The organism is Macrococcus equipercicus (genome assembly GCF_024205945.1).
Taxonomy (GTDB): domain Bacteria; phylum Bacillota; class Bacilli; order Staphylococcales; family Staphylococcaceae; genus Macrococcus; species Macrococcus equipercicus.
Genome location: NZ_CP073809.1, coordinates 1,353,576 through 1,377,857, shown reverse-complemented (window position 1 = coordinate 1,377,857; position 24,282 = coordinate 1,353,576). Strand labels below are relative to the sequence as shown.

The following is a 24,282-nucleotide window of genomic DNA, read 5'->3' as shown; positions in this document are numbered from 1 at the left end:
CAGTGAATGTGAATGATTTTGATTTTGAACTGCCGGAACGATTAATAGCACAGACGCCGCTTCTTGACCGTACGTCAAGCCGGCTGATGCTGCTGAATAAAGCAACAGGTGAAGTGACCCACAAACATTTCAAGGACATCATCGATTATTTGACGCCGGGTGACACGCTCGTGCTGAACGATACGAAAGTCATGCCCGCGCGGTTGTTTGGTGTCAAAGAAGAGACTGGGGCAAAAGTAGAGATGCTGATGCTCAAACAGCTGGAAGGCAATGACTGGGAAGTGCTGGTGAAGCCGGCCAAACGGATTAATCCGGGTTCTGTCGTGACGTTCGGTGACGGCAAGCTGAAAGCGCTCTGCAAAGAGAACCTGCCGCAGGGCGGCCGGATCATGACGCTGCAGTTTGAGGGCATTCTGCAGGAACGTCTCGAAGAGCTGGGCGAGATGCCGCTGCCTCCTTATATTAAGGAGAAGCTGGAAGATCAGTCACGCTACCAGACGGTCTATGCGAAGGCAGTGGGTTCTGCTGCGGCACCGACAGCAGGTCTGCACTTCACAGCAGAGCTGCTGGAAACGATCAAGGCAAAAGGTGTCCATGTGACTTATATTACGCTTCATGTCGGCCTTGGCACATTCAGACCGGTGAGCGTCGACAATGTCGAAGAGCATGATATGCACAGCGAATATTATGAGATGACGGCGGAAACGGCACGTCTCTTAAATGAGACAAGAGCATCGGGTCACCGGATTGTCACTGTCGGAACGACATCTACAAGAACACTTGAGACGATTGCTTCACGCAATGACCATTTTCAGGAGGAATCCGGCTGGACGGATATTTTCATCTATCCGGGCTACGAATTCAAAGGGATTGATGCGATGATCACGAACTTCCATCTGCCGAAGTCGACGCTGATGATGCTGATTTCAAGTTTATCAACAAGAGAACATGTGCTGAATGCCTACAGACAGGCAGTTGAAGAAGAATACCGTTTCTTCAGTTTCGGCGATGCCATGTTCATCTATTAAAGGAGAGTATTATGCCAGCAGTAACTTATGAACATATTAAAACGTGTAAACAGTCAGGCGCACGTCTCGGCATCGTCCATACCCCGCATGGTTCTTTTGAGACACCGATGTTTATGCCGGTCGGGACACAGGCGACCGTCAAAACAATGAGCCCTGAAGAACTGAAGGCGATGAACGCCAAAATTATTTTAAGCAACACTTATCATTTATGGCTGCGTCCGGGTAACGACATCATCCGCGAGGCAGGCGGCCTGCACAAGTTCATGAACTGGGACGGTCCGATTTTAACTGATTCAGGCGGCTTTCAGGTGTTCAGTCTGAGCGATATGCGCAAGATTGAAGAGGAAGGTGTGCATTTCAGACATCATCTGAACGGTTCAAAGCTCTTTTTAAGCCCGGAAAAAGCGATGCATATTCAAAATGACTTAGGCTCTGATATTATGATGGCTTTTGATGAATGTCCGCCGATGCCGGCTGAATATAAATATGTGAAGGATTCCATCGAAAGAACATCACGCTGGGCTGAGCGCTGTCTGAAAGCGCATCAGCGTCCTGAAGACCAGGCGCTGTTCGGCATCATTCAGGGCGGTGAGTATGAAGACCTGCGCACGCAGAGTGCGAAAGACCTCGTGGCGATGGATTTCCCGGGCTACGCAATCGGCGGCTTATCAGTCGGTGAACCGAAACCGATCATGTACCGCATGCTTGAGCATACGACACCGCTGATGCCGTTCAATAAACCGCGTTATTTGATGGGCGTCGGCTCACCGGATGCCCTGATTGAAGGCGCTATCCGCGGCATTGATATGTTTGACTGTGTGCTGCCGACCCGCATTGCGCGTAACGGTACTTGCATGACATCGCAGGGACGTGTTGTCGTTAAAAACGCGAAGTATGAACGCGATTTCACACCACTTGACCTTAACTGTGACTGCTATACATGTAAAAACTATACAAAAGCGTATATCCGTCACTTGATTAAAGCGGATGAGACATTCGGGATCCGGCTGACAACAATCCATAATCTGCATTTCCTGCTGAACATGATGGAAGAAGTAAGAGAAGCGATCCGTAATGACAGGCTGCTGGATTACAAAGAGGAATTCTTTGAGAATTACGGCCTGAATGTCGAAAATCCGAAAAACTTCTAGGAGGAACTTATGAACGAACAATTTCAGATGATATTATTCAATGTACTGCCGTTATTAGTCCTGCTGCTGGTCGCTTATTTCGCGATCATCAGACCCGGGCAGAAACGTGCGAAATCTCAGCAGCAGCTCATGCAGAGCTTGAAGCGTGGAGACAAAGTGACGACAATCGGCGGTATCCACGGCACAGTGCGTGCAGTTGACGCTCAAACGGTGACCATTGCAGTGAACAGCAAAGGTCACGAACTGACACTGGACAAAGAAGCAGTAAAATCAACAAGACGGTCATAAATAATTGTAATCAGGCGGACAAACTATGATATGATAATGTCAGATTTTTGTTAGTGACTGATGATTAAGAGGTGAAAGTGTGAAAAAGCGTAGTAGAATCGTTGCCCTTGTACTGATCACTGTTCTGTTGTTCTCATTAATAGGGGTGACAGCTAAAACCATTATAAAGAATGTCAATCTTGGACTGGACCTGCAGGGCGGTTTTGAAGTACTGTACAAAGTAAAACCCCTTGAGACAGGTGACAAAATTGACGAGACAGCTGTCAAGGCGACAAGTGAGACACTGGAGTCCCGGGTCAACGTGCTCGGAGTTTCTGAACCTAAAATTCAGATTGAAGAAGGTAACCGGATCCGCGTACAGCTGGCCGGCGTGAAAGACCAGAACGAAGCGCGTGAAATACTGTCGACGAGCGCGAACTTAACGATTCGTGATGCTAATGATAAGCTGCTGCTGTCCGGTAAGGACCTTGTCCAAGGTGCTGCCAAGCAGGGATTCAAGCAGAATACGAATGAACCTAACGTCTTATTAAAGTTGAAGTCTGCCGATAAGTTCAGACAAGTGACAGAGAAAGTATCCAAGATGAATCCTAACATTATGGTCATCTGGATGGATTTTGAGAAAGGCAAGGACAGCTACAAGGAAGAAGTAAAACGTGAACAAGCAGGCAAGCAGCCGAAGTATGTCAGCGCTGCGACAGTAAGCCAGCCGATCAACTCAAGTGATGTCGAGATTTCAGGCGGGTTCTCCGGACAGGAAGGATTGCAGCGTGCTAAAAATATTTCAGCTTTACTGAACGCAGGCTCACTGCCGGTTAAACTTGATGAAATCTACTCGACTTCAGTCGGAGCCCAGTTTGGTCAGGATGCCCTGCACAAAACGCTGCTCGCTTCAGCAGTCGGGGTAGGCATCATCTTCCTGTTCATGCTGCTCTACTATAGACTGCCAGGGTTAATCGCGGTCATCACATTATCAGCCTATATTTATTTGACGCTTGTAGCGTTCAATATGATCAACGGCGTGCTGACGCTGCCGGGTATCGCAGCCCTTGTGCTGGGTGTCGGTATGGCAGTCGATGCCAATATCATCATGTATGAACGGATCAAAGATGAACTGAAGATCGGCCGCAGCATTAAGCAGGCTTATCATAAAGGTTCCCAGTCATCATTTTTGACGATCTTTGATGCCAATATTACAACTGTGCTTGCGGCACTTGTGCTGTTTGTCTTCGGTGTGAGCAGTGTCAAAGGATTTGCGACGATGCTGCTGCTGGCGATTCTGATGAGTTTCATCACATCTGTCTTCATGACACGCCTGCTGCTGTCACTCGTGGTCAATTCCAATATGCTGAACGACAAGTTCAGCTGGTTCGGTGTGAAACCATCTAACCGCTATGATTTAAGTGAAGGAATCGACGTCCATGACCTGCATTCAAGATGGGACCGCATCAATTTCGTCAAACTCGCGAAACCATTACTGATTGCATCAGCCATCACCATCCTGCTCGGTATTGCGTCACTTGCAATCTTCAAGCTTAACCTCGGCATCGATTTTGCGAGTGGTACGCGTGTCGATATTAAAAGCGCACAGCCGATTAAAGTGGATGAGCTGAAGCAGGAACTGACAGCTGTCAATCTGCCTGCTGACAATGTGACACTTGCCGGCACCAACAATGAAAATGGTGTGGTGCAGTATAAGAAGGCACTGACGAAGAATGAAATTCAGGACTTGAAAACTGCGATTAACAACAAATACGGCTATGAGCCGAACGTTAACACCGTGTCGCCGATCATCGGTAAAGAACTTGCTAAAAATGCGATTATTGCAACGATCATTGCCTCATTAGGAATTATCCTGTACGTCACTTTACGGTTTGAATGGCGGATGGGGCTGACATCAGTACTTGCATTGCTGCATGACGCGTTTCTCATTGTGGCCATATTTAGTGTCATCAGAATGGAAGTCGATATGACATTTATCGCAGCAGTGCTGACCATTATTGGTTATTCCATCAACGATACGATCGTGACGTTTGACCGTGTGCGTGAGAACTTGCGTAAAGTCAGAGTCATCACAGCACCTGAACAGATCGACCGGATCGTCAATAGTTCTATCAGACAGACGATGACACGCTCCATCAATACCGTGTTAACAGTCATCATCGTCGTTGTCGCGCTGCTGCTGTTCGGTGCACCAAGTATTTTCAACTTCTCGCTCGCCCTGCTCATCGGTTTGATGTCAGGGGTGTTCAGTTCAATCTTCATCGCTGTCCCGTTATGGGGTATCCTGAAGAAACGCCAGCTGAAAAATAACGGCGGAAAACTGACCGTGTACGAAGAAAAGAAATCAAATGAAGAAAAGATTTACGTCTAATTAAAAGACGCCGGGAATTTCTGTCCCGGCGTCTTTCTGCGTCAGCGGCATTTGAGTTGATTGTAACGCTCATGTATAATGAAACGGTTAGGAGGATGACTATGACCGTTAATAAACAATGGGTGACCGGAAGTTCAGAGGAACTGCTGCCATCTTTAGTTGAAGAATTCAAGATTTCCCCGTTAGTTCAAAAGGTGCTGGCAGCAAGAGGGCTGACAGAGCGCAGCGAGATAGCGGCATTACTGACTGATCAAAAGACGCACGACCCGTTCTTGATGTATGATATGGCTAAAGCGGTCGACCGCATTCACGAAGCAGTCAGCAATGACGAACCGATTCTTGTCTACGGGGATTATGATGCAGACGGTGTGACCAGTGTCACCGTGCTGATGTATGCGCTGGAACAGCTGGAAGCCATGGCTGACTTTTATATTCCGAACCGCTTTACTGAAGGCTATGGGCCGAATGAAACGGCATTTAAAGAGGCAGCAGATGACGGTGTCGGCCTGATCATTACGGTTGATAACGGCATTAAAGGCCAGCACGAAGTTACAGTGGCGAAGTCGCTTGGCGTAGACGTCATCATCACGGACCACCATGAAATCGGTGACGCACTGCCTGATGCCTATGCGGTCATCCATCCGGCACATCCCGACGGACACTATCCATGCCCTCATCTGGCAGGCGTCGGCGTCGCATACAAACTCGCCGCTGCACTGCTCGGACAAGATATCCCGGAAATGCTCGGACTCACTGCGGTCGGTACAGTCAGCGATCTTGTGCCGTTGACTGATGAGAACCGGACACTTGTGAAGCTCGGACTGCGCGAGCTCAATCAGCGGCCGCCGGTCGGTATTAAAGCGCTGCTCCAGCAGGCCGGGCATAAAGGACTGGTCACTGAAGAGACAATCGGCTTTATGATCGGTCCGAGACTGAATGCGGTCGGCAGGCTGGATGACGCGAGACCTGCTGCTGACCTGCTGATGGAGCAGGATATGACGTCAGCGGTCTTTCTCGCTGAGCAGGTGGAGCAGCTTAACGTCGAGCGGAAAAGCATTGTGGAGACCATAGTCGAGCAGGCAGCAGCGGCGGCTGAAGATAAGGTCGCGCGGGGCTTTAACTTTCTTGTCATTGCCGGTGAAGACTGGAATGAAGGAGTGCTCGGCATCGTTGCCTCAAAACTGATGGACCGCTACTATCTTCCGGTCATCGTACTGAACATCAACCGGGAAGCAGGTTATGCCAAAGGCTCGGCAAGAAGTATTCCTCAGCTCTCCATGTATGATTACCTCGACCAGGAAATCGAACTGCTGACCAAGTTCGGCGGCCATCATATGGCAGCAGGACTGACACTGCCGCTTGATAATGTCAGCGAACTGGAAAGCCGGCTGAATGACCGGCTTGATCGATACTTAGCGGAGCATGAACTGCAGCCGGCCATCATCATTGATGCCGATGTCACACTCGATGAGCTGACGGTCGACCATATTTACGAGCTGGACCGGCTGCGTCCGTTCGGCACTGCTAATCCACAGCCGATTTTCAGTATCACGGGTTCAACGATCACTCAGATCAAGGCCATTGGTCAGCAGGCGAATCATCTGAAAATGACATTGAACGGCCGGCTGAACGTACTGAAATGGTCGGCAGGCGAACTGGTCAGAAAGTTTCCGGAAGGAACGACGGTTGACGTGTGCGGCAGACTTCAGCTGAATGAGTGGAATAATCATGTATCGCCGCAGCTGATGATGGAAGACATGAAGTCAGATCAAATCCTTATGGTCGACTTCAGAAACCAGCATCCCCGCACATTCGCCTTCCTGAAAGATGAGCCGGTCATCTATGTGATCAACCGCAACCGCAGAAAGAACAGCGATCACTATTATTTTTATGGTGATAATATAGCGGGCCATGATAAAATTGTACTGAGGGATCTGCCGGATAATCTTGACTTGTTTCAGCAGACGATGCGGTCATCGACTGCCAGTCAAATGTATATCATCTTCCATGAAGCGAAGCAAGTCTACTTCGAAGGGATGCCAAGTCTGCAGCAATTTCGGGAACTCTATAAGCTGATGGTCAATCGGCCGGTCGTGCTGTCACAGCATGGTATGACGTTGACCGCACGACTGAATGTCACGCCGAACGTGCTGCTGTTTATGCTCGCCGTCCTTACGGAACTCGGCGTCGTCAGTGTGACCGGAGAAACTTATCAGCTTGATTTAACGGCCGGCAAAGTGGATATTCCGTCAGCCGTCTGTTATCAGCAGCGGGAACAGCAACTGAAAATGGAGCAGCAGCTGCTGTTTGCTTCATTCGACAGCATTAAGCAGCTTATTCTGGATAATATGAATTAGTCACAGGAGGATATTATGGATTTAAAACAGTATATAGCAGAAGTACAGGACTGGCCGAAAGCGGGTGTCAGCTTTAAAGATATCACGACGATTATGGATAACGGGGAAGCTTATAAATATGCGACCGACCAAATCGTCGACTTTGCGAAAGAAAAGCAGATTGACCTTGTCGTCGGGCCGGAAGCGCGCGGCTTTATCATCGGCTGCCCGGTGAGCTACGCGCTCGGCATCGGTTTCGCACCGGTAAGAAAAGAAGGGAAACTGCCGCGTGAAGTGATCCGCTATGAATACGACCTTGAATACGGATCAAATGTCCTGACGATGCATAAAGATGCCATCAAACCAGGCCAGCGCGTGCTGATAACCGACGATCTGCTGGCAACCGGCGGCACGATTGAAGCGACGATCAAGCTTGTCGAAGAGCTCGGCGGCATTGTCGCAGGTATTGCCTTCATCATTGATCTGAAGTATTTGAATGGTATGGCAAAGCTGGAAGGTTATGACGTGCTCTCCCTTGTATCATACGATGAAGAATAATGCAGCGCATGCTGTTTTATTCTTTTTTTCATATGTTTATTTATCATAAAATATGTAGTATGATATTAACATTATTAAATAAGTGAGGTGACTGCATGAATAACGAATATCCATACACTGTAGATGATGTGCTGGCGATGACGAAAGCGTATTTGACAGATGAGGATTATCAGCTTGTTGTAAAGAGTTATGAGCTTGCTGAAAAAGCCCACGCAGGCCAGTTCCGCAAAAATGGATTGCCTTATATCATGCATCCCATTCAGGTGGCAGGCATTCTAGCTGAAATGAAACTGGATAGTCCGACTATTATCGCCGGATTTCTGCACGACGTCGTCGAGGATACGCCGTATACTTACGAAGATTTAAAGGACATGTTCAATGAAGAGGTCGCGGCCATTGTTGACGGGGTGACTAAGCTTGAGAAAGTGAAGTACCGGTCTAAGGCAGAGCAGCAGGCGGAAAATCACCGTAAGCTGTTTATCGCTATCGCTAAAGATGTCCGGGTCATTCTCGTCAAACTCGCTGACAGATTACATAATATGCGGACATTGAAAGCGATGCCGCATGAGAAGCAGATCAGAATTTCCAAGGAGACGCTTGAAATATATGCCCCGCTTGCTCACCGGCTCGGTATTAACACCATCAAGTGGGAGCTGGAAGACATCTCGCTCCGCTACATCGATAACATCCAGTACTTCCGCATCGTTCATCTCATGAAGAAAAAGCGCAGCGAACGGGAAGCGTATATCGACAATGCGATTGAGAACATTGCCCATGAAATGAAGATTACAGGTATCGACGGAGATATTTCCGGCCGTCCGAAACACATTTACAGTATTTACCGTAAGATGGTCAAGCAGAAGAAGCAGTTCGACCAGATATTCGATCTGCTGGCCATCCGTATCATCGTTGAATCCATCAAGGACTGCTACGCTGTGCTGGGACTGGTCCATACATTATGGAAACCGATGCCCGGCCGTTTCAAGGACTATATCGCAATGCCGAAGCCGAACATGTATCAGTCGCTGCATACAACGGTCGTCGGTCCAAACGGAGATCCGCTCGAAATACAGATCCGGACGCGCGAAATGCACGAAGTTGCTGAGCACGGTGTCGCGGCTCACTGGGCCTACAAAGAAGGCAAGACGATCGTCAATCCGGATGAAGCCAAGAACTTAAGCAATATGGACTGGATCAAGGAGATTGAGGAGACGGATTCCACGTCGATGGATGCGGAAGCCTTTATGGAGTCGCTGAAATACGATCTGCAGAGTGATAAGGTGTATGTCTTCACGCCGGAAAGTGACGTCGTGGAGCTGCCGCTCGGTGCGGTGCCGATTGATTTTGCGTATGCCGTCCACAGTGAAGTCGGCAATAAGATGATCGGGGCGAAAGTGAACGGTAAAATTGTGCCGATTGATTACCAGCTGCATACCGGTGATATCATTGAGATCCGGACATCTAAACATTCATACGGACCGAGCCGTGACTGGCTGAAAATCGTTAAATCGTCCAGTGCGAAGAGTAAGATCCGCAGTTTCTTCAAGAAGCAGGACCGCTCAAGCAATGTTGAAAAAGGTAAATTTATGATTGAAGCGGAGATCAAAGATCAGGGTTACCGGGCCGATGAAGTGCTGACGGCGGATAACTTCAATGTGCTGATGGATAAGTACCGCTTCTCACAGATGGATGATATTTATGCAGCCGTCGGTTTTGGTGGTCTTGCGGCAGGCAGTGTCGTCGCGAAAATGACCGAGAAGCTGAGAGTCAAGCAGAAGGAACAGGCACTGAATCAAGTGCAGGAAGTCAATAAGTCGCTGAACATCAAGCGGGATATTCAGACCGAATCCGGCGTCTACGTGGAAGGCATGGACAATATGCTGATCAAATTGTCGAAGTGCTGTAACCCGGTGCCGGGAGACGAGATAATCGGCTACATCACAAAAGGTCACGGTGTCAAAGTCCACCGTACGGACTGTCCTAACATTAAGGACGAGACTGAGCGGATCATCGATGTGGAATGGGTGGAATCCACGAACTCCAACAAGACGTATCAAGTGGACCTTGAGATCACTGCCTATGACCGCAATGGTCTGCTGAATGAAGTGCTGCAGGCTGTGAATTCCACTAAAATAGCGCTTGTCCAGGTGAACGGCCGCGCCGACATCGACAAGCGGGCTAAAATCAATATCGGCATTATGGTCAAGAACGTCAATGATATATATAAAGTCGTGGAAAAAATAAAGCAGTTAAGTGATATCTACACTGTGACCCGAATCTGGAACTGAGGTGTATGATGAAAGTTGTATTACAGAGAGTGAAGCGCGCATCAGTTAAAAGTGCAGCTATGTATCATGAGATCGGGCCGGGGTTGCTACTGTTAGTCGGTATCGGCGAAGAAACGGTCGAACAGGACGTGCCGGTTATGGCGAAAAAGATAGTGCAGGCCCGGTTATTTGAAGACCATGAAGATAAGATGAATCTGTCCATCAAGGAAATAGGCGGCGAAATTTTGTCGATTTCCCAGTTCACCTTATATGCGGACGTGCGAAAAGGGAACCGTCCCAGCTTCACGCGTGCGATGAGACCGGATACCGCGCGTGCTTTTTATGAGTCGTTCAATCGTCAGCTGGCGGCTGAAGGTGTGACTGTTAAACCAGGCGATTTCGGTGAGATGATGGATATCGAGCTCATCAATGACGGGCCGGTCACTGTTATTTATGAATGCCATGAAGGTAAAATCCGATGAGCCGCATTAAACTGAAGAAGGCACCATTATCCATCGTACTTGCATTAATAATAGGCATCCTTATAGCAGTGACTGCTTTTTATTTAATGAGCGGTCAGGCGGAAGCGCCTAAACGACTGACCATGATTGAAAACAACGAACTGCGGACAGGTCCGGAGGCTGCCTATCCCGTTATTTTTGAAGTGCAAAAAGGTGAACAGTTCGCGATTATCGAACGCCGCGGCAAATGGTTCTATGTGCAGGGAGACGATAAAATAGGCTGGATTGCGGGCTGGCATACGAACCTTAATATCGCGAAGGACCAGGTCGTGCAGCAGAATCCGTTCAAAGGCAGAACGGTCATTGTGGACCCTGGTCACGGGGGCTCCGACCAAGGTGCAAGCAGTAAGTCAGGAACACTGGAAAAAGAAGTGACATTGAAGACCGGACTCATGCTGCGCGACAAACTGAAGGCTGAAGGCGCACGCGTCATCATGACACGTGACAGTGACGAATATGTCAAGCTGAAAGACCGGCAGGGTGTGGCTGATGCTTTTATCAGCATTCACAGTGACGCACTCGGTGAAAGTTCCCCGCACGGATTGACGGTCTACTATTACAAGGATTCTCAGAAGCCGTTAGCTGATACACTGCATTTAGCGATCAAGAATAAAACGCTGCTCTCCGATAGAGGTGTCAGACAGGAGAACTTCCAGGTGATCCGCCAGACAAAGATACCTGCTGTACTGCTGGAGCTTGGTTATATCAGCAATCCGACTGATGAGCTGATGATGACCGACAAAACTGACCGCCAGCTGGTGACGACTGCTATCGTCGATGGACTGAGAAACTACTTCCTCTATTAACTTGACTTTAACGCAATGAAGAAGTAAGATGAATTTAATTGAAAATTATAACCGCTAGAACCTGTCAAAGTGATATCCCTTTCTTCGAAGAGACGTCTGCAGCTGCTGAAAGCAGACGAGAAACATATGACTGTGAACAACAGGTGAGGTCGTTCTATGAAAAGTAGAGCCGTCAGACAAACGATACTTGTCCTTAAGAGTGGATACTTCATGTATCAATTTGGGTGGCAACACGGTTATTTCGTCCCTTATACGCATCAGCGTATAAGGGGCTTTTTTATTTTAAAGGAGGTCAAGATAATGATCAGTATACCAAGAGGAACGCAGGATATTCTGCCGCAAGATACGCCGAAATGGCGCTACGTTGAAGCGAAGTTAAATGAAATCGCAGCGGCTTATAACTATAAAGAAATCAGAACACCAATGTTTGAAAGCACTGACCTGTTTGCAAGAGGGGTCGGCGACTCAACTGACATCGTCCAGAAAGAAATGTACACATTCAAGGATAAGAGCGACCGCAGTATGACGCTCCGGCCGGAAGGGACGGCAGCCGTCGTCCGCAGCTATATCGAGAACAAGATGCACGGCGACGCGAATCAACCGATTAAACTTTACTACACGGGGCCGATGTTCCGCTATGAGCGTAAACAAAAAGGACGTTACCGTCAGTTTGTCCAGTTTGGTGTCGAAGCGATTGGTGCAGAAAATCCTGCCATCGACGCAGAAGTGCTGCACATGCTCTATCATATTTACAGCTCGTTCGGTCTGAAATCATTGAAGCTCGTCATCAATTCCATCGGTGACATCGACTCCCGTAAAGAGTATAAGGATGCGCTCGTCGAGCATTTCACGCCGTACATCGGCGCGTTCTGTCAGGACTGTCAGAACCGTCTGCACAAAAATCCGATGCGCATTCTTGACTGCAAGGTGGACAAAGATCAGCCGTCCGTGGCAAGTGCGCCGAAAATCACGGACTACTTGAATGATTACTCGAAGAACTATTACAATGAAGTGAAGAAATATCTGGACAGACTCGGCATTCCTTATATGGAAGATGCAAGCCTTGTCCGCGGACTGGATTATTATACGCATACAGCGTTTGAGATGATGAGTGAAGCGGAAGGGTTCGGTGCTATTACGACATTATGCGGCGGCGGCCGTTACAACGGGCTGCTTGAGATGCTGGACGGTCCGAGTGAGACAGGGATCGGTTTCGCACTCAGTATCGAACGTCTGCTGCTTGCACTGGAAGCAGAAGGCATTGAACTTGAGACAGATGAACGGCTGGACCTCTTTATCGTGACGATGCCTGAGACGATGAACGATGCGGTGAAGCTGATCGCTGACCTGCGGGTGCAGGGCGTCAGAGCAGATATGGATTACCTGGACCGCAAGATGAAGGCACAGATGAAGCAGGCAGACCGGTTGAACGCAAAGTATACTTTCGTGCTCGGCGGCAATGAGCTCGAGACAGGCACAGTCAAATTAAAAGAAATGACATCAGGTGACGTCACGGATGTTAAACTGGAAGAAATCGCACTTTACTTGAAGGAGAGAGCATAATGGAGAAACGCACAACATACTGTGGTCTTGTCACAGAAGATTATATCGGCCGGGAAGTCATTTTGAAGGGATGGGTACAGAAACGCCGTGACCTCGGCGGCCTGATCTTCATTGATCTGCGCGACCGTGAAGGCATCGTTCAGATCGTCTTTAACCCTGACTTCTCACAGGAGGCACTGGCAGTCGCTGAGACGCTGCGTTCTGAATACGTCATTGAAGTGCGCGGTAAAGTGACGGCGCGCGATGCAGCAGTAGTGAATCCGAAGATCAAGACCGGTAAGGTTGAAGTGCAGATCGCTGAAGTGAATATCATCAATAAAGCACAGACACCGCCGTTCCAGATTGAATCTGAAGTGGATATCGCTGAGGACATCCGTCTGAAGTACCGCTATCTTGACCTGCGCCGTGAGCCGTTAGCACAGACATTCCGTATGCGCCATCAGATTACACGTGCTGTACGTAATTATCTGGACGAATCAGGATTTTACGAAGTAGAGACACCTGTCCTGACGAAGTCAACGCCTGAAGGTGCGCGTGACTACCTTGTGCCGTCACGGGTGCACGAAGGTGAATTCTACGCGCTGCCGCAGTCACCGCAGATTTTCAAGCAGCTCTTAATGATCGGCGGCTTTGATAAATATTATCAAATCGTCAAATGTTTCCGCGATGAAGATTTACGTGCTGACCGCCAGCCTGAATTCACACAGATTGACGTTGAGATGAGTTTCGTCGACCAGGAAGACGTCATCGCGATGAATGAAGGGATGATGGCACGCATTATGAAAGACGTGAAAGGTATTGATGTCAAGCTGCCATTCCCACGTATGACATACGAGGAAGCGATGCGTGACTATGGGATCGATAAACCGGATACGCGTTTTGATATGAAGCTGAAGACGTTGAATGAACTGGCTTCAAAAATGGACTTTAAAGTGTTCAAGGAAGCTGTTGAGAACGGCGGCGCAGTCAAAGCGCTTGTCGTTAAAGAGGCAGCGGACAAATATTCCCGCAAGGATATCGATGCGCTGCAGGACTTCGCTAAAATTTACGGTGCAAAAGGCCTTGCTTGGGTGAAAGTGACAGCAGAAGGACTGAATGGCCCAATCGCGAAATTCTTTGACGAAGCTATCACCACTGAATTACTTGAAGTGACTGCAGCTGCAGCCGGAGACCTCGTATTATTCGTGGCGGATAAGCAGGACGTCGTCAATGCGTCACTTGCTAACCTGCGAAACAAACTCGGCAAAGAACTCGGCCTGATCGACGACAACCAGTTCAACTTCCTCTGGGTCACTGACTGGCCGCTCTTCGAGTACGACGAAGAAGCAGGGCGTTATTTCGCGGCGCACCATCCATTTACCGCACCGAAGAAAGAACATGTCGATATGCTGTTAACGCATAAAGATAAAGTGCAGGCGAATGCCTACGATATCGTGCTGAACGGCTATGAACTCGGCGGCGGCTCCATCCGTATCCATGACCAGGAGATGCAGGCGAAGATGTTTGAAGCACTCGGCTTCACACAGAAAGAAGCAGAGGAACAGTTCGGCTTCCTGATGAACGCGTTTAAATACGGTGCGCCACCACATGGCGGTATCGCACTTGGACTTGACCGCATGGTGATGCTGCTGTCCGGCCGTACCAACTTAAGAGATGTCATCGCCTTCCCTAAAACGGCTTCAGCGACGTGTCTGCTGACTGACGCGCCGAGTCCGGTGGATTCAGCACAGCTTAGCGAGCTGAATCTGACGTTGAATATTAAAGAAGACAAATAAGTTGCATTATAGATTCAATGTGCTATTATATATTTACAAGATGAATATCTGAAGAGTTCGACATTTGTTTTTCTATTTTGACCTAACACTTTTGATTAGGGAGTCTAATGGGTTTTCATACTAAGCACAAGCCTATATTATAGGACGTGCAATGTAAGAAACAGGACACCCACCTGTATATAGCAGGCCAAAATAATCAACTTTAAGATGACGGCTCAGTCGGATGTTATCGGTACACAGGACTTCGGTCCTGTGTATTTTTTTTATGGATTACTATGAGTGTTGTGGTAGGATATAAGTATAAAATGTGAAAGTGTGTGAAAGAATGAAACATCAATTTTCCAGAAATGAACTCGCCTATGGAAAAGAAGGGCTTGACCTTCTGAACAATAAGACAGTCGCAGTGCTCGGTGTCGGCGGCGTCGGTTCCTTTGCGGCTGAAGCGCTGGCAAGAACGAATATCGGCCATATCATCCTGATTGATAAGGACGATGTGGATATCACGAATGTCAACCGGCAGCTGCATGCGCTGACGACGACAATCGGCCGGTCGAAAGTGACGCTGATGGAGGAGCGGATCAAGCTCATCAATCCGGAATGCAGGGTGACACCGATGCATATGTTCTATACAGAAGAGACGTATGAAGAGCTGTTCAGCCATCACATCGATTATATCGTCGATGCTTCTGATACGATCGTCTATAAGATTCATCTGATGAAGGAATGTCTGGAACGCGGCATTAAAATCATCTCCAGTATGGGTGCTGCGAACAAGACAGACCCGACACGCTTCAAGATAGAAGACATCTCAAAGACGCATACTGACCCGATGGCGAAAGTCATCCGTACGCGTCTGAAAAAAGAAGGCATTAAAAAAGGGATACCTGTCGTCTTTTCTGACGAAAGCCCGATTGTCATCCGGGACGATGTGAAAGGCTATGTCGGTAACCCGGATGCGTCTATTCGAAAAGCCCAGATGCCGCCGTCATCCAATGCCTTTGTGCCGAGTGTCGTCGGTCTGATCTGCGCAAGTTTTGTCATCAACGACATTTTGAAAGATATACCGGTGCGGCGCGTCAAAGATAAAGGCCAGTGATAAGCAGGCTGATATACAGCTGAAAGAGACTGAGAAGTCTCTTTTTTTTACCTTAAAGTTACCTTAAATTTTATTGTTTTCCATTTATTATCTTATCTTGTGCGTTATGATAAGAGGGAACGAATGATAATAGGAGGAGAATTATGGAAGACATTCTTTATAGTCTTGAAGTGAACGATTTAAGGAAGACAATCGGTAAACGCCAGATTATCAACGGCCTCTCTTTTCAGGTGAGAAAAGGCGAAGTCTTCGGTTTTCTTGGGCCGAACGGTGCAGGGAAGACGACAACGATCCGGATGATTGTCGGTTTGACGACACCGACCGGCGGCACTATTTCTGTGCTTGGAATGAACCTGGCAACGGAGCGGGCAGAGGCCATGAAGAAAATGGGTGCTATCGTCGAGAATCCGGAGCTTTATCCGTTTCTGTCAGGGCTTGATAACTTGAAGCAGTATGCACGCATGCAGCAGGGCATCACGACTGAAGACATCAGGCGGGTAGTCAAACTGGTCGGTCTTGAACACCGCATCAAAGATAAGGTGAAGAAATATTCACTCGGTATGCGTCAGCGGCTCGGACTCGCCCAGGCACTGCTGCACCGGCCGGAACTACTGATTTTAGATGAACCGACCAACGGCCTTGATCCGGCGGGCATCCGTGAAATCAGGAATTACATCAGACGTCTCGCTGAAGAAGAAGGGATGTCAGTCATTGTCTCCAGTCATCTGCTCGCAGAGATGGAGCTCATGTGCGACCGGTTCGGCATTATAAAAGACGGTCAGATGATCCGTATTGAAGACGTGCAGACTATAGACACAGCTAATGATAGGGTAGTTCACCAGTTCGACCTGCATCCTGTTGACCAGGCAGTGAAATATTTGAATGACCGGCAGCTGGATTTTGACGTCCAGGATAAATTGATTACGATGACGTGTCGACCGAGCGAAGTACCTGGCCTGATCCGGGAGCTGGTGAAGCGTGACATTGATATATACAGCGTCACAAAATCAAAACAGTCGCTGGAAGACCGTTTCCTTGAACTGACGGCTGAAGGAGGGACTGACATTGCTTAAACTGATACAGAATGAATGGATCAAATACTTCAACCGGCCGGGTACGTATATTATGCTCATTATGATCATGCTGCTGTTTGTGCTGCTGACTGTCTTGAATATGTCATTCGGCTCGGGCATCAATCACACAAAGGAATATAGTAAGGATCACTGGAAGACAGAAGTGCAGACAGATATCAAGAAGATGTCTCAAGACCTTGAACGGCTGCATGCTCAAGACGATAAAGATTTTAAGCAGCAGGATTATTCAAAAATGTACAGCCTCGAGCAGGAGATTCCACGGCTGCAGTACTACTTGAAACACGACGTCAGACCGCCTGCAATTAATAACGTCTTTGATAATCTTCTCGGTACGACTAATATGATCAACTTTGTCATTATCATGGTGACGGTCATCACTAGCAGTCTGATGAGCCGTGAGCATCAGCAGGGGACGATTAAACTGCTGCTGATCCGTCCGGCATCACGACTGAAGATTTTCTTCGCTAAATGGCTGACGGCTGTACTGATTTCAGTGGCCTTCACATTGTTCACATTTATTATATCCGGTCTAGTGGGTATTGTAACGGGCAAGATAAATCCAACGACAAAACATGCGGTACTCGATACGGCTAAGGGCAAGTATCACATGGAAGATTTCTGGCTGTATTTTACGCAGCTTCTGCTGAACGATTTGATCTATGTCATTATTTTCGCAACGATTGCTTATGTGTTATCAGTACTGTTCAAAAATACTGCCGTATCGCTCGGCCTGACCATCGGCCTGCTGTTTTTCAGCGGACTGATCACTAACTTTATAGCAGACAAGACAGATCTTGTGAAGTTCATCTGGCCGGCGAACTGGTCGATGAATCAATATATAGGATTTATGGGCGCACCGCCGATTGACAGTATGTCTTATAGCTTCAGCTTTGTCTATAACATCATCGCGCTCGCTCTGCTGCTTGGCATCGGCCTATGGGTCTTTACTAAGCGTGACGTAGCGGACTAAAAAAGAAGTGGCAGCTTTGAGCTGTCACTTCTTTTTCTGTCGGCTGATGTTATCATAAATCTGCTTGAACTGGGCCTCAGATTTACTCGTCTCTTTCGGCTGATAGTAACGGGCGTCCTTCAGCTGATCCGGCAAGTACTGCTGGCTGATATAGCCGCCCGGAAACTGATGCGGGTACTGGTAGCCGGTGCCATTACCAAGTGTTTTCGCACCCTGATAATGACTGTCCTTTAAATGGGCTGGAATGTCACCGGTCCGGCCCTTGTTAATATCTGCAAGGGCGCTGTCAATAGACGTCACAGCAGAGTTGGATTTTGGACTCAGACAGAGTTCGATGACCGCCTGGGACAATGGAATGCGTGCTTCCGGGAAGCCGAGCCGTTCTGCCGCTTCAATAGCAGCGAGTGTCCGCGAGGCAGCCTGAGGTGAGGCAAGGCCGATGTCTTCAAAACTGATGACTAAGAGCCGCCTCGCAATAGTCGGCAGGTCGCCGCCGTTAATCAGCCGCGCCAGGTAGTGGAGTGCCGCATCAACATCGCTGCCGCGTATGGACTTCTGGAAGGCGCTCATAATGTCATAGTGCATATCACCGTCTTTATCAAAGTTGAAGGATGTTTTCTGCAGGCAGTCTTCAGCGTCCTGCCGAGTAATAGTGATGGTACCATCTTTGTCAGGCGTTGATAATATGGCTAGTTCCAGAGCATTCAGGCTCGCACGGACGTCGCCGCCTGCTGCCATGATGAAATGGTCCATCGCCTGGCCCTCTACTACCACTGCCTGATTGCCGAAGCCGTTCTTCTTGTCTGTCAGTGCCCGCTGAAGCGCCTGCTTTATATCTGCTTCTGTCAGCGGCTGCAGCTCGAAAATCTGTGTTCTTGAGCGGATGGCCGGGTTGATGGCATGATAGGGATTGGAAGTTGTCGCACCGATCAGAATAATGCGGCCGTTCTCAAGATGAGGCAGCAGAAAGTCCTGCTTCGCCTTATCCAGCCGGTGAATCTCATCAAGCAGCAGTATCACCTGCCCTGACATCTTCGCCTCCTCCGCCACGAGCTGCATGTCCTTCTTGGTGTCAGTGACGGCGTTCAGCTGTCTGAATTTAGCAGCGGTCGAGCCGGCAATGGCACGGGCAATGCTTGTCTTGCCTGTGCCCGGCGGACCGTAGAGAATCATCGAGGACAACCGTCCGGCATCCACCATTCTTCTGATGATTCCCCCAGGACCGACGAGGTGCTGCTGACCGATGACATCATCGATGGATGTCGGTCGCATTCTATAGGCTAATGGTTCCATAATTGTCCTCCTTTTTTATTAAAGTTTACCTTATCTTTCTGTCAAATGTGATAAAATTGATTTAACAAAAAGGAGTCGTCTGTATGAAAATATCAACTAAAGGCCGCTACGGTCTCACATTAATGATCAGCTTAGCCAAACGTTATGGACAGGGGCCTGTCTCTTTGAAGTCAATCGCTGAAGAAAATGGACTGAGCGATCTCTATCTCGAGCAGCTTGTAGGTCCGCTGAGAAACGCCGGGCTCATCCGAAGCATCCGCGGTGCAAAGGGCGGGTATCAGCTCATGAAAGCGCCCGGTGATATTACCGCAGGAGATATCATCCGTCTGCTTGAAGGTCCAATCACACCTGTAGAAGGCATAGAAGATGAACCGGCTGCCCAGAAGCAGCTCTGGATCAAAATCCGTGATGCCGTGAAGCAGGTACTCGATGAAACCACACTTGAAGATCTGATGAACTACAAAGAAGAAGATATTATTGAAGGTTACATGTTCTATATTTAATAAGCGGCTCCTAGGAGCCGCTTATTTTATGAGGTGACTTCTTTCAGAATTTCATAGCTGCGGCGCTGTTTTGCGAGGTCGTATATATAGGACACCGCAATGATTTCGTCAGCATGGTACTGTTCCTGGAAATCTGCAAGCTGTTTCGCGATTGTTTCTTTGGAGCCGATCAGCGACGCTTTAGTGCGGGACGTAGCCATCAGTCGCTCCTGAGGACTCCAGATGGCATCTAAGTCATGAGTCGGCGGCTGGAGCGGCTGTCTTGAATTTCTGACGATGCTCAGGAACATCATATGCGTGCTCGTTGCGAGAAACTCAGCTTTTTCGTCAGTTTCAGCAGCAATGACATTCATGCCGACCATGACATAGGGCTTAGCCAGATACTCAGAAGGTGTGAAGAGATTTCTGTAGATAGCAATCGCTTCTTTCATCTGCTCCGGTGCGAAGTGAGCAGCGAAGACATAAGGAAGTCCGAGACGTGCTGCAAGGTGGGCAGAATCAGTGGATGAACCAAGAATGTATAGCGGCACATTAGTATCCACACCCGGATATGCTTTTACATAGCCCTGCTTATGTTCGGGACCGAAATAGTCAAGAAGCGCCTTGACATCATCAGGAAAAGTATAGACAGCTTCATGCTGATTTCTTCTGAGGGCGCTTGCGGTCATCATATCAGTGCCCGGTGCCCGGCCGAGCCCTAAGTTCAGACGGTTCGGATAGATTGTCTCAAGCGTGCCGAACTGTTCAGCAACTATTAACGGCGTATGGTTCGGCAGCATGATGCCACCTGCGCCCACTTGAATACGAGACGTGTGCGCGAGCACGTGATTGATTAGAACGACTGTCGCTGAACTCGCTAAGTTCGGCGTATTATGATGTTCTGCAATCCAGAACCGGTTATAGCCGAGCTCTTCGGCCGTCTGCGCCAGCTTGACAACATTCTGGATGGCCTGACGATTCGTTTCTCCTTGTCTTAATATAGCAAGGTCCAGTACAGCTACTGGAATCTTTGTATTGTTCATTGATAAGCCCTCTTTCTCCTGGTTATATAGGACAGTTTAGCATTCAGGGAATAGCAGAGAAATGAATATGCCTGACGACTGGATTAACTGCTGGATTGTTCCCCGACGAATATAGTGGCCAGAATATTCGCAAGAAGCTTGCCAAACGAATATAGCGGCCAGAATATTCGCAAGAGGCCCGCCAAACGAATATAACGGCAGGAATATTCGCAAGAGGCCCGCCAAACGAATATAGCGGCCAGAATATTCGCAAGAAGCCCGCCAAAAGAATATAACGGCAGGAATATTCGCAAGAGGCCCGCCAAACGAACACACCCGTTAATTATTACTTAACAGGTGCTCCTTAATCATGGTGTCAATCGTCTCCGGTAGTCGATAAGTGGTGCGATTGATTTTGATGAGCCGCTGCGCCTCTACATAGCTCCTGATATAAAGCTGGAGTGTCCTGACTGTAAAGTAGTCACCGAAAAATTCCGCGAGACAGCGGATGCTGAATTCATGGACGTTATGCACTGAACAGTAATAAATCATATTAGTGTAGATGACTTCACTTATTGAAAAAGTAGTCCGGCAGTCGATACATTTCATCTGCTGCTTTCTGCCGTTCAGACTTAAACAATAACAGGACGGACAGTTGAAGCCGTTTTTGAGCTGACCCGCAGCACGATGATGATAGAATGGATTGGTTTTCAGTTGGTCTGTAAGAAAAACTTCGTGTAGCTGAGGGAATAGCTCGTCGCTGACTTGTAACTCATTGGCTATTCTTGCCAGTTTAGTCATTTTGATGATTGCATCGTCAGGCTGCAGTCCGAAAATATGGCTGTCACCTGTCCAGACGATATAACCATGAACCTGCAAGTAAATCTTTCGTCGTTGAAGCCAATGAGCGAGTATGCTTTTAGCCCGCTCCAGCTGGTTCAATGGATTACTGACTTCCCGTCCGTTTTGAAAATACCATTTTCCGGAACGGACCTCATAATCGTGACGGTGGTTTTTTACCTCTAATATAATGACGCGCTGGCGGGTAATGATGACATGATCCAGTTGGATATAGTTCTGGTCATGCTCGAGCAGTATATTGCTCGTGAACCACCGGCCGTCAAGCACCTTCTGCAGCACTTCTCCAACGAGCCGTTCCCCGTTCCAGCCGTTCCTTTCCTTGTCAAGCAGCTTCCTGTCGTCATCATCTAATACGCCTCTCTTACTCATTACTTCTAAGTTGATCATTGTCCTCGTCACTCGAACACCTCCTACTTTATAATCGGTAAAAATCGCGAAATGATTGATTACAAATTGTAAAGTTCCAGTAACTAGCTATTTACATGAATCGGTGCTATTATAGAGTATTGAAAAAAACGGAAAGGATGTTCAAGATGCAAGTGTATGCAGATTATTCAGCGACAACACCTGTTGCTCCGCGGGTGATTGAAGAGATGATGACCGTTTATCATACGGCTTACGGCAATCCGTCATCTATTCATAAGATCGGGCGGGAGGCACGGCAGATTATCGATCAGTCTCGTCGTCAAATTGCGGGCGTGCTCAATGCACGGCCTAAAGAAATTCTGTTTACGAGCGGTGCTACAGAATCCAATAATACAGCGATTAAAGGCGCAGCTTATAAGAATCAGCATCTTGGACGTCATCTCATTACCACTCAGGTTGAACATCACTCTGTGCTGCATGTCTTCGAATACTTGGAGAAGCAGGGGTTTGACGTCACTTATCTGCCGGTGGACAGATACGGCGTCGTCCAGCTGACGGATTTCAAGGCGGCATTGAGACCGGATACAATCCTGGTCTCCATTATGTTCGGCAATAACGAAGTCGGTGCGATCCAGCCGGTGGATGACATCGGTGAGCTGCTTGACGGTCATCAAGCACTGTTCCATGTTGATGCTGTGCAGACGGCCGGTCATCTGCCGATTGATGTTAAAGAACTGAAAGTGGATATGCTCAGCTTGACGGCGCATAAGTTTTACGGCCCTAAAGGCGTCGGACTGCTTTACATCAAACAGGGAACAGCTATCGAGTATTCACAGCTCGGCGGCTCCCAGGAGACGAAGCGCCGTGCAGGAACAGAGAACGTGCCGCTCATTAAAGGAATGGCAGTCGCTCTGACTGAGGCAGCTGACCAGCTCGATCATCATAACATCAGACTGACACAGCTGAAGGAGTATTTCCTTCATAGTCTGCAGCAGCGGGCCGTCCCCTTTGAAATGAACGGCGACAAAAATATGCAGCTTGCTCACATCATGAACCTTTATTTTCCGTTCAGCGATGTGGAGCTCATGCTGACGCTGCTTGATATGGCAGGTGTCTACGTGTCAAGCGGCTCAGCATGTACAGCAGGATCCATCGAACCGTCGCATGTGCTCACTGCGATGTTCGGCGAGGACCCGCGCACGAAGCGGTCCATCCGGTTCAGCTTCGGCCATGAGATGACGGAAGAACAATTGGACTATATGGCAGACCAGCTGCTTAAAATATATGAAATGACTAAAGAAAGAAGCGGATATAATGGATAACCATCATACAAAAGTCGTCGTCGGGATGTCCGGCGGCGTGGATAGTTCAGTCACGGCGCTGCTCCTGAAAGAGCAGGGGTATGACGTGATCGGCATCTTTATGAAGAACTGGGACGACACAGACGAAAACGGTGTCTGTACAGCGACCGAAGATTATGAGGATGTCATCGCCGTGTGCAACCAGCTCGGTATCCCATACTATGCGGTGAACTTCGAGCAGGAGTACTGGGATAAAGTATTCACTTATTTCCTTGATGAATATAAGAAAGGCCGTACACCGAACCCTGACGTGATGTGCAACAAAGAGATTAAATTCAAGGCATTTCTTGACCATGCGCTGCAACTTGGTGCGGACTATGTCGCGACTGGTCACTATGCACAGGTCAGACGTCATGAAGACGGTACTGTCGAAATGCTGCGCGGCAAAGACAGCAACAAAGACCAGACTTATTTCCTGAACCAGCTGACACAGGAGCAGCTGCAGCATGTGATGTTCCCGCTCGGCCATCTGGAGAAGCCGGAAGTGCGCCGTATCGCGGAAGAGCACAATCTCGCGACAGCGAAGAAGAAAGACTCGACCGGTATCTGCTTTATCGGTGAACGGAACTTCAAGGAATTCCTGAGCCGGTACTTACCGGCGACAAACGGCCGTATGACTACGCTTGACGGTCAAGAGATGGGAGAACACACTGGTCTCATGTACTATACGATCGGTCAGCGTCACGGGCTTGGCATCGGCGGTGATGGTGAGCCATGGTTTGTTGTCGGTAAAAATCTGCAGGACAATGTACTATACGTTGAGCAGGGATTCCACCATGACACGCTGTATAGCGATTACTTGATCGCCTCTGACTTCAGCTTTGTCAACGCGGTGGATTTCTCGTCACCGCTTGAATGCACAGCGAAGTTCAGATACCGCCAGCAGGACACGAAAGTCACTGTCGACAAAATATCTGATACTCAGCTGAAAGTGACCTTTGCAGAACCAGTCCGTGCTATCACACCGGGCCAGGCAGTCGTCTTCTATCAAAATGAAGTCTGTCTCGGCGGCGCAACGATTGACGATGTTTATAAGCATGCCCATCAACTGACATATGTCGTCTGAGAAGACA

General features: G+C 48.5%; 20 protein-coding genes and 1 other RNA gene. 18 read left to right on the top strand and 3 right to left on the bottom strand.

Annotation, left to right across the window (positions count from 1 at the left end; translation table 11 throughout):
* The first annotated feature begins 2 nt into the window (after nt 1-2).
* From queA to KFV11_RS07095, 15 genes are all read left to right on the top strand, one after another.
* Nucleotides 3-1,028 carry a tRNA preQ1(34) S-adenosylmethionine ribosyltransferase-isomerase QueA gene (gene queA / locus KFV11_RS07165; protein ID WP_149458840.1) on the top strand — a complete coding sequence of 342 codons (1,026 nt, stop codon included), beginning with the start codon at nt 3-5 and terminating at the stop codon, nt 1,026-1,028.
* A gap of 11 nt (nt 1,029-1,039) precedes the next feature.
* A complete protein-coding gene (tgt, locus tag KFV11_RS07160) occupies nt 1,040-2,179 on the top strand; it encodes a tRNA guanosine(34) transglycosylase Tgt (RefSeq protein ID WP_149458478.1) in 1,140 nt (379 codons plus the stop codon).
* 9 nt (nt 2,180-2,188) lie between these two features.
* Nucleotides 2,189-2,467 (top strand): preprotein translocase subunit YajC, encoded by a 279-nt coding sequence (yajC, locus tag KFV11_RS07155; RefSeq protein ID WP_246143107.1) that lies wholly within the window; start codon nt 2,189-2,191, stop codon nt 2,465-2,467.
* A 79-nt stretch (nt 2,468-2,546) separates the two neighbouring features.
* The gene (secDF, locus tag KFV11_RS07150) at nt 2,547-4,838 is read left to right on the top strand and encodes a protein translocase subunit SecDF (protein WP_254249582.1); all 2,292 of its coding nucleotides are present in this window, start codon (nt 2,547-2,549) and stop codon (nt 4,836-4,838) included.
* Nucleotides 4,839-4,939: 101 nt separating this feature from the next.
* Complete coding sequence (gene recJ, locus KFV11_RS07145) at nt 4,940-7,195, top strand: single-stranded-DNA-specific exonuclease RecJ (RefSeq protein WP_254249581.1); 2,256 nt, start codon at nt 4,940-4,942, stop codon at nt 7,193-7,195.
* Nucleotides 7,196-7,210: 15 nt separating this feature from the next.
* A complete protein-coding gene (locus KFV11_RS07140; RefSeq protein ID WP_254249580.1) occupies nt 7,211-7,732 on the top strand; it encodes an adenine phosphoribosyltransferase in 522 nt (173 codons plus the stop codon).
* A gap of 95 nt (nt 7,733-7,827) precedes the next feature.
* Complete coding sequence (locus KFV11_RS07135; RefSeq protein WP_149458482.1) at nt 7,828-10,020, top strand: RelA/SpoT family protein; 2,193 nt, start codon at nt 7,828-7,830, stop codon at nt 10,018-10,020.
* 8 nt (nt 10,021-10,028) lie between these two features.
* Nucleotides 10,029-10,481: a D-aminoacyl-tRNA deacylase gene (gene dtd / locus KFV11_RS07130; RefSeq protein WP_149458483.1), complete on the top strand. Its 453-nt coding sequence runs from the start codon at nt 10,029-10,031 to the stop codon at nt 10,479-10,481.
* A complete protein-coding gene (locus tag KFV11_RS07125; protein ID WP_149458484.1) occupies nt 10,478-11,326 on the top strand; it encodes an N-acetylmuramoyl-L-alanine amidase family protein in 849 nt (282 codons plus the stop codon). The genes dtd and KFV11_RS07125 overlap by 4 nt, the downstream gene beginning before the upstream one ends.
* A gap of 300 nt (nt 11,327-11,626) precedes the next feature.
* The gene (hisS, locus tag KFV11_RS07120; protein ID WP_149458485.1) at nt 11,627-12,889 is read left to right on the top strand and encodes a histidine--tRNA ligase; all 1,263 of its coding nucleotides are present in this window, start codon (nt 11,627-11,629) and stop codon (nt 12,887-12,889) included.
* Nucleotides 12,889-14,664 carry an aspartate--tRNA ligase gene (aspS, locus tag KFV11_RS07115; RefSeq protein WP_254249579.1) on the top strand — a complete coding sequence of 592 codons (1,776 nt, stop codon included), beginning with the start codon at nt 12,889-12,891 and terminating at the stop codon, nt 14,662-14,664. The genes hisS and aspS overlap by 1 nt, the downstream gene beginning before the upstream one ends.
* Nucleotides 14,665-14,706: 42 nt before the next feature.
* A non-coding RNA gene (gene ssrS / locus KFV11_RS07110) (6S RNA) lies at nt 14,707-14,894 on the top strand.
* A 95-nt stretch (nt 14,895-14,989) separates the two neighbouring features.
* The gene (locus tag KFV11_RS07105) at nt 14,990-15,760 is read left to right on the top strand and encodes a tRNA threonylcarbamoyladenosine dehydratase (protein WP_254249578.1); all 771 of its coding nucleotides are present in this window, start codon (nt 14,990-14,992) and stop codon (nt 15,758-15,760) included.
* A gap of 143 nt (nt 15,761-15,903) precedes the next feature.
* Nucleotides 15,904-16,833: an ABC transporter ATP-binding protein gene (locus KFV11_RS07100; RefSeq protein WP_149458488.1), complete on the top strand. Its 930-nt coding sequence runs from the start codon at nt 15,904-15,906 to the stop codon at nt 16,831-16,833.
* Nucleotides 16,826-17,824 carry an ABC transporter permease gene (locus tag KFV11_RS07095; protein ID WP_254249577.1) on the top strand — a complete coding sequence of 333 codons (999 nt, stop codon included), beginning with the start codon at nt 16,826-16,828 and terminating at the stop codon, nt 17,822-17,824. Before KFV11_RS07100 ends, KFV11_RS07095 begins: the two co-directional genes overlap by 8 nt.
* A gap of 24 nt (nt 17,825-17,848) precedes the next feature.
* Here the strand turns inward: KFV11_RS07095 and KFV11_RS07090 are convergent, their stop codons facing one another.
* The gene (locus tag KFV11_RS07090) at nt 17,849-19,117 is read right to left on the bottom strand and encodes a replication-associated recombination protein A (protein ID WP_149458490.1); all 1,269 of its coding nucleotides are present in this window, start codon (nt 19,115-19,117) and stop codon (nt 17,849-17,851) included.
* Between the two features lie 83 nt (nt 19,118-19,200).
* On the opposite strand from KFV11_RS07090, the gene cymR reads away from it, so the two are divergent.
* Complete coding sequence (gene cymR / locus KFV11_RS07085; RefSeq protein ID WP_149458491.1) at nt 19,201-19,620, top strand: cysteine metabolism transcriptional regulator CymR; 420 nt, start codon at nt 19,201-19,203, stop codon at nt 19,618-19,620.
* A 26-nt stretch (nt 19,621-19,646) separates the two neighbouring features.
* Here cymR and KFV11_RS07080 read toward each other — a convergent pair whose 3' ends face one another.
* Nucleotides 19,647-20,642: an LLM class flavin-dependent oxidoreductase gene (locus KFV11_RS07080; RefSeq protein ID WP_254249576.1), complete on the bottom strand. Its 996-nt coding sequence runs from the start codon at nt 20,640-20,642 to the stop codon at nt 19,647-19,649.
* 318 nt (nt 20,643-20,960) lie between these two features.
* Entirely contained in the window at nt 20,961-21,881 is a 921-nt protein-coding gene (locus tag KFV11_RS07075; RefSeq protein ID WP_254249575.1) for a nuclease-related domain-containing protein, read from the bottom strand.
* A gap of 134 nt (nt 21,882-22,015) precedes the next feature.
* Here KFV11_RS07075 and KFV11_RS07070 point away from each other — a divergent pair, with 134 nt between their 5' ends.
* Together KFV11_RS07070 and mnmA are read left to right on the top strand one after the other, a co-directional pair.
* Nucleotides 22,016-23,170: a cysteine desulfurase family protein gene (locus tag KFV11_RS07070; RefSeq protein WP_254249574.1), complete on the top strand. Its 1,155-nt coding sequence runs from the start codon at nt 22,016-22,018 to the stop codon at nt 23,168-23,170.
* Nucleotides 23,163-24,275, top strand: coding sequence for a tRNA 2-thiouridine(34) synthase MnmA (gene mnmA, locus KFV11_RS07065; RefSeq protein ID WP_254249573.1), 1,113 nt, complete (start codon nt 23,163-23,165; stop codon nt 24,273-24,275). Before KFV11_RS07070 ends, mnmA begins: the two co-directional genes overlap by 8 nt.
* The last annotated feature ends 7 nt before the right edge of the window (nt 24,276-24,282 follow it).